This window comes from Streptomyces sp. NPDC060205 (genome assembly GCF_042728395.1).
In the GTDB taxonomy this organism is placed as follows: Bacteria; Actinomycetota; Actinomycetes; order Streptomycetales; family Streptomycetaceae; genus Streptomyces.
Window position 1 is genome coordinate 1 of the sequence record NZ_JBHWZP010000012.1, and the last position, 11,729, is coordinate 11,729.

The following is an 11,729-nucleotide window of genomic DNA, read 5'->3' on the forward strand; positions in this document are numbered from 1 at the left end:
AAGCTGGAGCAGGAACGACTCGTCTACCAGGCGCGGCTGCGCTCCCGCTTCGGCCGCTCCTGGCGCCGCAAGGCCCCGGTGGAGTCCCTGATGCCCCTGCGGCTCGCCCGCTACGGCGTCCCCCTCGCCGAGACCGCGCCCTCCGGCCTCGCGGCGGCGGGCATCGAACCCGCACTACTCCCCCCAACGCCGCAGCAGCAGACGGAGCTTGAGCGTATCGAGGCGCCTGCGGCCGTGACGGATCAGGGGCAAGAGATAGCGGAGCCAGAAGCTGCAGCAGCGCAACCGGTGAAGGCGTCCACAGCACTGTCGGAACGGCCAGGGGGGCCGCAGGGGCCGCCATCCAGCGCAACGGAGGAGCGGTTCACTGAGGCGTACCAGGAGTTCGTCGCACGGTTCCAGGCGGAGCCCACTACAACCCAGTGGGCCCTATGGCTCCGAGACCAGCACGGCATCTCCAACGGAGCCGGCGAACCGCTCTCCGAGGAGCAGCTGCAACCACTGCTCCTTGTCCTCCAGCACCGCTACGACGTACCCGACGAGCAGGCCAGTGCCGAGGAACAGGCGTCGGACCAGTCCTGGTCCGACTACTTTCTGAGCGCCTGGCACAGCTACGAGCAGGAATTCGGTATCTACCCTGACGCGGCCAACCTCGCGTCGTACGTGTACGAACGGGACGGCATCACAGGCGCCGATGGCCAACCCATCGCGGGCGAGGACCTCAAGGCTTTCGTCGCGGACTTCCAGCAGCGCGAGTTCGGCCGTTCAGAGCCCCACACTCAGATCCCCGCAGTCGATCCGGCCGAGCAGGAGGTCGACGAGCGGGACGCAAAGGAACCCGAACCGCAACAGGCACTCGTCAACCTTCCGGCCCAGGCGGCCAAGGAACTGCGCGACCCTCAGGCGGATGCTCCTGCCGGCGAACCCTCACACGCTTCGACCGAGGCCTGGGCGCTTACTGCTTCGGATCGGTACTACCTCGCGTGGATGAAGTACCAGGACGAGCAGGGGAGCGAGCCCAGCGACGAGCAACTGTCGGTCTACTGCGCACAGCAGGGACTGCTCGGCCGCGGGAACAAGCCCATCAGCACGGCGAACCTGCGCCGGCACTTCGTGCGCTGGCGCGTCTACAACGTGTGGGCCGAACAGCGAGAGCACACCGAGAACCCTGCGCATTCGGACGTTGCGCAGATGTGCGCGGATCGGGGGATCACTGCCCAGTACAAGCGGCCCCTCACCTCCGTTTACATCGCTGAAGAGGCCAATGACTTCGAGCGGCGCTGGCAGGCCCTCACCCACCACCACGCTCGAACTCAGCTCTAGACACCGCAGTCTCGCCGTGCGCACAGGCGCTCACCTTGTTTGCGCACCCAGAAGAAACACCTGCTCAGAGCCACAATGCGCAGGTCTGAGGACTCTTGCGCAGACTTGCCCGCACCGGCACTGCAGCCGGCTAGGACCCAGCGCGGACCGTCGTGCCCGAGCGGCTGAGGAGCTCGTTGATGAGTTGCTCGGTCTCGATCTCCAGGGAGCAGTCCAGCATCCGGTTGATCTGTTGGACGCGGGAGATGACGGTGTGCAGGCCCGAACGGTTTCCTGCCGCGGCCTCGATCCGCATGGCGTCTCGGTAGAGCAACTCCGCGGTGTCGTCGATGTCGAGCCCGGTCGCGACGGCTCGCCGAGCCGCGTCGAGGTCCTGGTGCGGGCCCGGTGCGGTGCGGTGAGTGGCCACGGTGTGCGCCACGTCGATGATGCGGGTGGTCATCTCCTGTTGGTGGGGCTCGGCCCAGGGCAGTGGCCTGCCGCCGAACGGCCGGCCCCGAACCATGGCAAGCGCCCTCTCCAGATCCGGCAGCCCGTCCGCCCCCAGGGGCAGGGTGTGCTCGACGACGTGCAGGAAGTGTGTCCAGTCGCAGCGCACACCGGGGGAGAGCCGGTAGGGGGACTCGCCGGAACGGCGGCGTGGCACGTAGGGATGGCCGGCGGGGTCGTTGCCCAGGGAGCGGCGCAGTCCCTGCAGCCGGGCGTTGAGGGTGCTGGACGTCCACGGGCTGGCGGGGTCCATGTTGGAGCACAGGACGTCTGCGCTGCGTCCGGGCCGGAAGTAGAGCAAGGCGGCGAGCTGTGCCATTCGGGGGCCGTGGCCGGTGCTGTCCACGCCCGTCACCTTGACCGGGCCCAGCACCTGGATCTCCGGAGCGTGCGGGTCATGCGCCTCGCCCTCGCCACCCGCTATCGCCGGACTGCCCTTGACGGACTCCTCCTGTGCGTCGCCAGCCCCGGCCTTTTCAACGCCGGGCGCCTTCGCGAGCGACGGGGGCCCCACCTCGCTGCCCGGGCCGCTCCCAGCGGCGGTCGGATGCGCCGTCCTGGCGGTGGGCAGGCGAAGTCCGGACGGGTCCGTAGTTGCGGCGAGCAGGGCTGGGAAGACCTCACCGCTCGCGTCCGCCTCTGATGAGGAGCGGGTGGCGTCGGCGGCTGCAGGTGGGCTGGGCGCCTGCGCAGTCGGCTCGGCGGGCTCGCGCCCTCTGACGGTCTCCTTGGGGACCCCCTTCCAAGGGCCCTCGGCCGCGTGCGGCGGCTGTCCGGACACCTGCAACGCGGTGATGATCTGCCGGTAGGCGGCGTGTTCCAGGCGCTGCACCGTGATCCTGGTGTCGGCGTAGCCGAGGGTCTGCGGCGCACTGAGTGAGGCGTCCAGGACCTCCGCGTCGGGGAAGTGCGCGGCCGTCGAGGACGCTGGAGCCACCAGCGCGACGGGAAGCGTTCCTGCCTTGTCGATGACGTCGGCGAACGCCCAGGCCGTGTCCGCATCCAGAGCCGACGCGCACAGCAGCAGATACGGCTGATGGCGGGTCTGCGGCAGCTGGCGGGCTTCCAGCAGCCGTTCGCTCAGGTCCCGCAGCGCGTGCTCGGGGTGGCGCATGTGGGCGATCCGTGCGGTGGGCAGCAGCTGCGGCAGGTCCTCGCCGAACCCGATGGTCACGATCTCGACCTCGCTCGCCCATGGGCTCATCCCGAGTTCGAGGGCGAGGGCGGTGCACACCTCGGTGATGTGGAGCGGGTCTCCGTCGAGCAGCAGCGTGCGCAATTGGGGCAGGTTCACCAGAAGGAGGCCACCGTCGTCGGTGCTGCCGAGGGTCACCAGCCCCGCATACGGCGGCGCCACTCCGCGCGCGGCCCCGTCGTCCAGGAGCTCGGCGTCTTGTGGCAGCACCCACCAGCCCTCGCGTCCGGCGGTGAACGGATTCGGCGCTTCCACGGTGAGATCGTCGGGCAGCACCTTCAGCGATCGTGTCCCAATCCGTACGGCCCGCAGTGCGGGCACAGTGGTGCCGTCCTTCACGTGATGGGCCAGCGTCCGCAGGGCCGCATCCAGACGGGACGGCCCGGCAGACTCGGCGGCCGCCGCCAGTTGCGCTTCGGCCGGCGCGGTCTCCGACGCGATGGCGATCGTCTCGCCGGGCTTGCGGCGTCGGCGTTGCAGCATGCGGCGCGTGGCAAGGGCCCCGGTCACCGCGGCGGCCAGCAGCGCACCGGCGCCCAGCACCAGCCGTAGTCGCGGCTCCTGGCCGTCGGGCGACGACGAGGGCGGCTCGGACTCCGACGTCGTGGGCGTCGCCGATCCGGCCGACTCGCCCGAGGAGGGCGCGGTCGACGCACCGCTGCTGGCTGACGGTCCGGCAGCGGCGCCCTGGCCCCGGCTGGGCCGCTCGGTCGGACCGCTCGACCCGCTCGGCGCGGGAGGTTTCGCTCCCGAAGTGGCGGACCGGCTCGGTGCCGCCGACGGGCCACCGCCCGGAGCCCGCTCTGCGGCGTCCTCGCGCGGGGGAACGGAATCCTCACCGGCGGAGCCGTCGTCCGTGCCCGGTCGAGGACGATCGGGTCGCTCAGGTGCCGCCCCGGGAACGGTGACCTGCTGCCCTGGATAGATCAAGTCCGGATCCGTGATCCTCGGCAACCCATCGGGCTGCGGACTGCCCCGGCTGGCCTCGAACAACTGCGGCCACTTATTGCCGTCATGGAGTTCCTCGGCCGCGATCTGGGAGAGGGAATCGCCGGGCTCCACGGTGACGACACTCCCTTCCTTGTCTGGCGCCGCGTCCCGCGCGTTGGAGACGAGCTGAGTATCGAGGCCGGAGTCCGGCGCTTCGCTGAGCACCACGGCGTTCTCGGGCACGCGCAGGGTTGTACCCTGCGGCACCACTGTGGCGGTCGTGGGCACCTCGGGGTTGAGGCGTTGCAGTTCGATGGAGCGGGTGCCGTCTCCCAGGAGCTGCTCGGCCAGTTCCCACCAGGTGATGTCCTCCGCGCCTACGGTGAACTCCTGGACCTTCCTAGCCAGTGCCGTCTCCTCCGATGCCGTGCTCGGGGCGTGGGTACTCTGCGCGCTCTTTGTCGCCTGGTCGGCCGGCGGCGCGTGGGGTGCTGTGGCAGTGACCGCCTGGGTGGCGGCACTGGCTGCTGCGGCGGGGGTGGCCAGCACGATGCTGCCCAGCAGGAGGCCGGCCAGCCGCTGACCGGCCGCCATGCCCGGAAGCCGCGGTGTGGTCCGCCGGGCCAGGACGGCGACGACCTCGATCAGGACGGGGACCACCAGCCACAGCCATGCGACCCACGCCGCCACGGTCATCGTGGCCAGCAGCCCGGATCCATCCTCGTCCGGGCGCAGCAGCATCTCGCGTGCCGCGTCCAGCGTCGGCACCGCTGCGGGCAGCGTGCCGGCGGCCAGCAGCAGCACGGGCACGCCGCCGAACAGAGCGGCCAGCGCGGCGAGCGCGACCAGCCCGCGCACGACACCGTGGCCGCGGTGGTGTAGGGGGGTGGGGGAGTGGGGCATGCGGGTCAGCCTCCGGGCTGGTGGAGCAAGGTGGCAGAGCCGGTCCCTGTCAGCGACAGCTCGCCGACGCCGAGCAGGGATGCGAAGTAGGGCTGGTAGTTGGCGTGCACGGTCACCGTCAGGCTCTGCCTGTCCTCGGCGACCGCGACGTCACCGTCGACGCCTTCGTTCCTGAGGAAGGCGCCGGCGGCTGCCTGTGCGGCGTCCGGGTCGACCATGAGGGCTTCCCCGGTGATGGCCTGGCCCGGATCGATCTGCTGGGCGCCGGCCCGGGCGGCCTCCTGCGCGAGGTAATCAGCCTCGGACATGCGGTCCAGGGCCAGCCCGCCATCGATGACCAGACCGATGATCAGGAACGCGATCAGCACGGTGCCCGCGTAAAACACCTCCAGCCCGCCCCGATCCGGGCAACTGCCGTGCAGGCCAGGGTGCCGACCCCATCTGGTCATGTGCCACCCCGTGTCAGAAAAGTCCTCAGTTCGGCAGCCATCGCCACTCCGTCGGCGCGCCCCAGCCCCTCCCGCCGACCCTGCGGCCAACCAGCCCCCATAGCCTCACGGCTATGCCCACCGGTCACACCGCCTGCCACTGCGTCGTCTGCCAGGACGTCAACGAACTGGATCCCCGTACCCAGTCGACCGTCGACACCATCCATCAGCACGGCTGGCAGGTCATGATGATTCCCGCCGACGACCAGGGACCGGGCTGGGCCTACACCATCGGCCTGTGGCACCAGCACCGGATACCCGAGCTGGCACTGTTCGGCCTGGACATCTCGCAGATGCAGACACTCCTCAACGATCTTGCGAAGCGGGCCAGTGAGGGGTAGTTGCTGGAAGCCGACCAGGAGTGGCATGACATCGCGAACGTCCCGGTCGTCCTCAAAAGCGTCGACTACCGCTGCTACAAGGCGTTCTTCGGCACCGCGATCGGCTACTACCGCAAGCCCCCGTTCCCGTTCCTCCAAGTCGTCTGGCCCAACCGCGACGGATCCTTCCCCTGGCAGCCCGGTGGAGACGACTTCCTCGACCGCCAGCCCCACCTGTCGCTGCGCCCAGACGAACACCCAGTCGGGGTCTGGACCCAGGATCTGTGAGAAACCTCCACCACTGGAAACGACACCCGCTGCCTGTATGACGTGTGCGGGTTGAGCATCTGCGCTGGCACCTGCTCCCGTCCTTTCAGATACCGCCCACATTCCTGGCGGCTTCCAGAGCACGGAGACTGACGGCCCTTGTAGTTGGGCAAAGGTACGCGTCCAGACTCGTCGGTAGGGGGGAACGTGGCACCAATGCGGTCGCATCCAAGGGCGCTTGGCACATTGGGTGGAGTTGCCATACTGATCGCTCTGGCTGCCGTCGTCTGGCTGCCCCGAATGATCTATCCACCCCTCACGTCGCGCGAGCTGGGTCATGTGGCAAGCGCAGAGAAGCGCGTCGAACTGCAACAAGCCCAGTCCCAGGTACAGAATGACTTCCGCGGCCAATTGCTGCAGGCCATAGGCGGGTTGGTCGTAGTTGCGGGCGCAGCCGTCGGCTGGCAGCAACTCCGGCTCGCCCGCGAGGGGCAGATAACGGAACGCTTCACCCGCGCGATCGATCACCTTGGCAGCGAGACGCTCGATGTTCGGCTCGGGGGCATCTACGCCCTTGAACGGGTCGCCAAGAACTCCCCTGACGACCGGCCGACGGTCACCGATGCCTTGTGCGCATTCGTCCGTGAACACGCTCGGTGGCCGGTCGGAGCCCCTGACGGACCAGAACACCCCACGCCCACCGTGGACCGCCAAGTGCCTTGGCTGACCACCCGGGCCCCAGACGTACAGACCGCCATGCACGTGCTGGCCCGCCGTCCTGGGCATTCTCAGGAGTACACGTTGTACCTGTCGCGAGCAGATTTGCGCCGCGCACAGCTCTCCAAGGCACAGTTGAAGGGCGCCAACTTGCGCCATTCGAATCTGTCCCGTGCCTACATGCCCAATAGCAACTTGGAGGACGGCCAATTGGTGAACGTTGATCTCCGGCACGCCCACCTTCGAGGCGCCCGGTTGGCGCACGCTGACCTGCGCGACGCGCATCTGGAACACGCTGACCTGCGGCAGGCAATCTTGCACGGTGCTGATCTGCGGGGAGCCAACCTGTCGGATGCCTACTTGGATGGTGCCGACCTCACCGATGTCCGCGCCGACGGCACGACGACCTGGCCCGACACCCACCGCCGCACATAGTTTGCGCAACTGAGCTGGGCGGAAGTGCTCCCCTGACTCCTGCCAGTCGGTTTGTACCGGTGGTTCCAGGCCGACAGAACACCGCAGCTTCCCACACGGAACGAACTGGCGTGGCAGCCACGGTGTGCCGTCACCGTCGCCACCGATGCTGGACTGTGTCCAAAGCGGGGAGGATGGAGTTAGCGAACCCATGTGGTCAGCCACCATCCTCACATCCCTCGGCGCCTGAGTTCCGCAACAAGGCCACCTCGGAGTTGGCGAACCCAAGAGCTCTCGTTGCCCAGGTGTCAACGACGGACGTCCTCGTGCTGGTGAGCGTTTTCGACCCGGCGACGCCGGGCAGCGCCAGTTCGCTCAGCGGTGCGGTGCATGACACGGTGGCCGTCACCCGGGCGGCCTGCCCGACCGGCGCGGCGAGTCCGCTGGTGTCCAACTCGACGCGGATGGCGGCACAGCGGATGCCGGAGATGGCCAGACTGCTCTGCGCCGCCCGGCGGGCGGCCGCCTCGCCTAACGCCGGGTCGCCGGCCAGTGATGCGGTGCGCGCGGCATCCCGGGCGGCCGCGTCGGCGGCGCCCTCGGCCAGAGCCACCCGCCCGCAGGCGATCGTCAAGCCGATCAGCATCAGCGCCACGGGCACGAAGATGGCCGTGGTCAACGCGGCGCTGCCGCGGTCACGGTCTCCCCGGCTGGGCCACCGCCCTCGGCAGGTCATGGCCGGAACTTTTCGACGGGGGCCTGCACGCTCTGGTGGACGTGTCCGCTCCATCCCGGCACCAGATTGATCACGCTGCCTTCCACGAAGACGCTGACGGACTCGCCGTCGTCGCTGACCTGTACGGACGCGCCGTTCAGGGAGCCGCCCATCCGGGCCAGGAATGCGTCGGCGGCCGCCTTGCCCGCGCCCGGCGCGGCGTTGTAGGCCCGCTGCGCGTCCACGGCCTGCTGAGCGGCGTGCTGCGCCACCGACCGGCCGTGGAACCAGAGGCCGCCCTGGATCAGGGTGAACAGCAGCAGAAACGCGAGCGGAATGACCATCGACATGTCCAGGGCCGTAGCGCCGCGGTCTCCCCTCCAGCACCGTCGGCCGGCCAGATGCAGCCAGGGGCGTGTGCGTGTCGTCGGCATGGTCAAAAGCCCAGTATTTGTGCGGCTTTCTCGCCGACCGTGGTGTTGGCCGCGGCGTACACGACGCCGACCATCGTGCCCCCGGCGGCGAGGATCAGGCCCCACTCGGTGGCTGAGGCGCCACGGTCCTGCACCTGGGCCCGGGCCAAAGCGCCGTGCCGACGCAGCGCGTCCAGCAGACGGGATAGGCGGGTACGGACGGTGTGCATGGTCTCCTCCAGAGATTCACGGCCCGGCCGCGACGGCACCGCCGGGCGAGTCAGAACGACAGGATGCGGACGAGGGCCGGAGCCAGAAGGAAGACGGCCATCAGGAAGACGATCGCTAGCGACGGCATATGCATCTTCTCCGTGGCCACGTTCGCCCTCTCCTTGCGGTCCGCGAGCAGACCCCGCCGCACGACCTCGGCCTGGGCCTCCAACTGGTCGTAGACGGCTGCCTGTTCCTCCCCGGCGAGACTGAGTGAGGCGGACAGGCGGGACATGTCGGGCACGCCGAGTTCGGTACCGAGCCGGCCGAGCGCATCCCAGGGGCTGAGGCCGGCCAAGCGGGCGTGCTCGACGGTGTCCCGGATACGGACCGCGGCGCGTCCGTCCCCCGACTCCACGGCCCGGGCGAGGGCCTCGGCCGCGCCGGCGTCGGAGCTGCGAGCCAGGGCGACGCGCTCCAGAACGGAGGCGATGTAGTAGCGGTACTCAAGGCGTGCGTCGGTGGCCTTGTCACGGACGTCGTCCAGGCACTTGAACACCATGAACAAGGCGACGCCCACCCCAGCGGCCGCGGGAATGACGAACGGCAACGCCAGCCCGCCCACCCGCAGCAGAAACAGGATCCACTGCGGGATGAGAAACCCACCCAGCCCATACAGGGCGCAGCGGCCCAACAGCGAAGCAGGCGCCATCTCCAGCAGACTCAAGTCCCGGGCGGGCAGCCGGGCCAGGAACGCATCAGTCTCCATCAGCCGGGCACCGACCCGCTCCGCCCACCCCGCAGACCCCTTCGTCACCCTCCCCGTGGATGCGGCACGTGGGGCTGGGGCGTGCGTACGGTCCAGGACCTGATCAAGCGGGGTCCGCTGGGGCAGCAGGCTGCGCACCGCGAGCGTGCCACCGAGCGCGGTTACGGCGCCCAGCAGCATGCCGGGGACGGACACACTCATGCCGCCTCACCCTCTTTCTCCTTCGCCCGTTCCTCGGCGGTGAGCAGGGTGCGCGGCTCGTCCTCCAGCATGGCCATCCGGCGCAGCCACAGCAGTGACGCGACGAACAGCACCCCCAGCACCAGCAGCCCGAGCTGGCCCAGCGCGGTCGCGAACGGCTGTGAGTAGGAGCCGTTGACGAGAATCACCGTAACTACGGCGATCGCGAACAGGGACACCCGTCGGGCCTCGGAACGGGCCTTGGCGCGCTCGGCGTTGATGTCCCGCAGATCCGTGCCCTGCCGGGCCACCAGGGCGGCCTGGGCGGACAGTGCGCGTGCCAGGCCCGGGCCGCGGCTGGTGACGTGGTCCATGAACAACTGGGCGATGTCGTCGCCGATCCGGCTGTTGAGGTCATCGGCCAGTCGCCGGTAGGCCCGCCGTGCCGGCACGCCGGAGCTCAGCCGGTCGGCCAGCTGGCGGACCGGCCGCTCCAGCAGCGCCGGGGCCGTGTCCAGGTCCACGATCGTGGCCTCCAGCGGTTTGCCGCCGGCCCGCACACTGGCGAGCTGCTGCAGCCACTCCGCGATCGCCTCCAGCCGGGCCACCTCCCTACGGCCGGAACCGCCCGGGTACAGCACGAACGGCAGCCCGGCCACCGCCGCGAACGCGAGCAGCCCGTGCACCGGCCACCCGGTGAGCGACCACATCAGCGCGCCCGCTCCCGCGGCCCCGGTCAGCAGCAGCCGGTAGTTGTCCCGCCAGCCGGGCGGCAGCTCCTCCACCACCCGGACCAGCCGGCCCCGTATCAGGCCGCGCCGCACACCGCGCACCTCGGGCCGCCAGCCGCGCAGTGCGGCGACGACCCCGGTCAGGCCCAGGGCGACCACCGCACCGGCGAGCATGCCGAGCGCAGACAGATACGAGGTCACGCGGCACCTCCCGCTCGGCGCATTGGCCGCCACTGTCCGTTCGGGTAGTCGACGAGCCAGCGCCGGTGGAAGCCCTTGCGTTCCAGCTTGCGCATCCGGCGCTCGTTCATCGGCGTCCGGGCAGGCATCGCGCGCATCTCGCCCTCGTCCTCGCGCGGCCCGAAGAGCTGCGACAACGCCACACCACCGCCTTCGCCGCGGCCAGCTGTCTCCCACACGTGCGAGACGAACCGGTGCACCTGGTCGCCCCGGTCGGTCTCGTCGATCGCGTCGACGTACACAATCAGGTCGACGGCAGCGGAGATGAGCCGGTAGGAGGCCTGGTCGCTGAGCCCGGCCCGGGCCAGCGGCACCATCAGCCGGTCGATGACGGCCTCGGGGTCCTTGGCGTGCAGCGTGCACATCGAGCCCGCCCCGCCCGCGATCATCGCCTCCAGCATGGCCACGGCCTCCTGGCCGCGGACCTCGCCGACCATGACCCGGGTCGCCTTGTAGCGCAGGGACACGGGCACCAGGTCGGCGAGCGTGACCTGTCCGGTGGCGTCCTTCTCGCCGTTGCCCTCCCGGGTGCGGAAGGCCAGCACGTGTGCGTGCCGGTCGGGGGCGTCGTGGTTCAGCCGCAGCTCCGGCTCGCTCTCCAGCGTCGCCAGCCGTTCGTGCGCGGGGACTTCGCGGCCCAGGGCCCGCATCAACGTGGTCTTACCCGTCGCCATGTCGCCCGCGATGATGATGGACAGGCCAGCCTTCACCGCCGCCGACAGGAACGAGGCGACGAGCGTGTCGAGGGCGCCCCACGCCTCCAGATCAGCGAGGGTCGCCGCTTCCGCCACGTGGCGGCGGATCGCGATCGTCACGTCGTCGGTCAGCAGGGTGGCTGCCACACGGGAGCCGTCCGGCAGGTCGAACTCCACCTTGCCGGTGGCGTACGACAGCAGCCGCTCACCGTGCCCGGACGTCGCGGCCATCTGGTTGACCCACTCCACGGCCTGCGTCTTGCCGGAGAACGGCGAGCGGACCCGTTCCCGCGGCCTGCCCTGCGAGTCGACGTACATCCATGCCCCGTCGACCAGAATGTCCTCCACGCCCGGCCGGTCAAGGACCCGCTGCAGCGCACCCGCCAGGAAGATCAGATTGAAGACCTCGATGCGGACCCGATCCAACTCCTCGCCCGACAGCGGCGGGTGCGTCAGCGACCACGCCTGCGCCCACTGCGCGACCCGGCTGCGCACCCGTGCGCGCACTGCCTCCTCCAGATCCTTGGCGCCTAGCGGGGCGCCGGCCTGGCGCCGGTCCCTCTTGACCTGGTCGGCGTCCTCGGCGACCTGCTGCCGCAGTTTCGCTATCTCACCCCAGGGCACCGGAAGCGCCCCAGGCAGCGCAGCCGCCGCGGCAGTATCGGCAGGCCCGGCCTCCGGCGAGGCGTGTACCGGCATCGAAGGTCCGGACGATGCCGGTACCAACGGT

9 protein-coding genes and 2 pseudogenes are annotated in these 11,729 nt (G+C 69.9%); 3 read left to right on the top strand and 8 right to left on the bottom strand.

The features are described 5' to 3' along the window. Window positions 1-1,323: pseudogene (locus ACFWGJ_RS03600) on the top strand (hypothetical protein); the annotation flags it as partial. A 130-nt stretch (window positions 1,324-1,453) separates the two neighbouring features. Here ACFWGJ_RS03600 and ACFWGJ_RS03605 read toward each other — a convergent pair. Together ACFWGJ_RS03605 and ACFWGJ_RS03610 are read right to left on the bottom strand one after the other, a co-directional pair. Further along, window positions 1,454-4,840, bottom strand: coding sequence for a hypothetical protein (locus ACFWGJ_RS03605; RefSeq protein WP_387320683.1), 3,387 nt, complete (start codon window positions 4,838-4,840; stop codon window positions 1,454-1,456). Between the two features lie 5 nt (window positions 4,841-4,845). Further along, window positions 4,846-5,208, bottom strand: a complete 363-nt coding sequence (locus tag ACFWGJ_RS03610; protein WP_381832917.1) for a hypothetical protein — start codon at window positions 5,206-5,208, stop codon at window positions 4,846-4,848. Between the two features lie 194 nt (window positions 5,209-5,402). Between ACFWGJ_RS03610 and ACFWGJ_RS03615 the strand changes: the two are divergent. Together ACFWGJ_RS03615 and ACFWGJ_RS03620 are read left to right on the top strand one after the other, a co-directional pair. Beyond that, window positions 5,403-5,936: pseudogene (locus ACFWGJ_RS03615) on the top strand (DUF4262 domain-containing protein). Window positions 5,937-6,215: 279 nt separating this feature from the next. Next, window positions 6,216-7,067 carry a pentapeptide repeat-containing protein gene (locus tag ACFWGJ_RS03620; RefSeq protein WP_387320684.1) on the top strand — a complete coding sequence of 284 codons (852 nt, stop codon included), beginning with the start codon at window positions 6,216-6,218 and terminating at the stop codon, window positions 7,065-7,067. A gap of 196 nt (window positions 7,068-7,263) precedes the next feature. Here the strand turns inward: ACFWGJ_RS03620 and ACFWGJ_RS03625 are convergent, their stop codons facing one another. From ACFWGJ_RS03625 to ACFWGJ_RS03650, 6 genes are read right to left on the bottom strand one after another with little or no spacing between them, the layout of a single operon-like run. Next, window positions 7,264-7,725 carry a pilus assembly protein gene (locus ACFWGJ_RS03625; protein WP_387320685.1) on the bottom strand — a complete coding sequence of 154 codons (462 nt, stop codon included), beginning with the start codon at window positions 7,723-7,725 and terminating at the stop codon, window positions 7,264-7,266. 53 nt (window positions 7,726-7,778) lie between these two features. After that, complete coding sequence (locus ACFWGJ_RS03630) at window positions 7,779-8,195, bottom strand: TadE/TadG family type IV pilus assembly protein (protein ID WP_387320686.1); 417 nt, start codon at window positions 8,193-8,195, stop codon at window positions 7,779-7,781. A gap of 2 nt (window positions 8,196-8,197) precedes the next feature. Next, window positions 8,198-8,404, bottom strand: a complete 207-nt coding sequence (locus ACFWGJ_RS03635) for a hypothetical protein (protein ID WP_387320687.1) — start codon at window positions 8,402-8,404, stop codon at window positions 8,198-8,200. A 50-nt stretch (window positions 8,405-8,454) separates the two neighbouring features. Then, the gene (locus ACFWGJ_RS03640) at window positions 8,455-9,354 is read right to left on the bottom strand and encodes a type II secretion system F family protein (RefSeq protein WP_387320690.1); all 900 of its coding nucleotides are present in this window, start codon (window positions 9,352-9,354) and stop codon (window positions 8,455-8,457) included. Continuing rightward, window positions 9,351-10,265 carry a type II secretion system F family protein gene (locus ACFWGJ_RS03645; protein ID WP_387320692.1) on the bottom strand — a complete coding sequence of 305 codons (915 nt, stop codon included), beginning with the start codon at window positions 10,263-10,265 and terminating at the stop codon, window positions 9,351-9,353. Before ACFWGJ_RS03645 ends, ACFWGJ_RS03640 begins: the two co-directional genes overlap by 4 nt. Then, on the bottom strand, window positions 10,262-11,623 hold the full coding sequence (locus ACFWGJ_RS03650) for a CpaF family protein (protein WP_387320694.1): 1,362 nt from the start codon (window positions 11,621-11,623) through the stop codon (window positions 10,262-10,264). The genes ACFWGJ_RS03645 and ACFWGJ_RS03650 overlap by 4 nt, the downstream gene beginning before the upstream one ends. Window positions 11,624-11,729: the final 106 nt, after the last annotated feature.

Coding starts and splice junctions, on each gene's coding strand:
- ACFWGJ_RS03605 (WP_387320683.1), bottom strand. CDS start 4,840: ATGCCCCACTCCCCCACCCCCCTACACCACCGCGGCCACGGTGTCGTG.
- ACFWGJ_RS03620 (WP_387320684.1), top strand. CDS start 6,216: ATGATCTATCCACCCCTCACGTCGCGCGAGCTGGGTCATGTGGCAAGC.
- ACFWGJ_RS03630 (WP_387320686.1), bottom strand. CDS start 8,195: ATGCCGACGACACGCACACGCCCCTGGCTGCATCTGGCCGGCCGACGG.
- ACFWGJ_RS03635 (WP_387320687.1), bottom strand. CDS start 8,404: ATGCACACCGTCCGTACCCGCCTATCCCGTCTGCTGGACGCGCTGCGT.
- ACFWGJ_RS03640 (WP_387320690.1), bottom strand. CDS start 9,354: ATGAGTGTGTCCGTCCCCGGCATGCTGCTGGGCGCCGTAACCGCGCTC.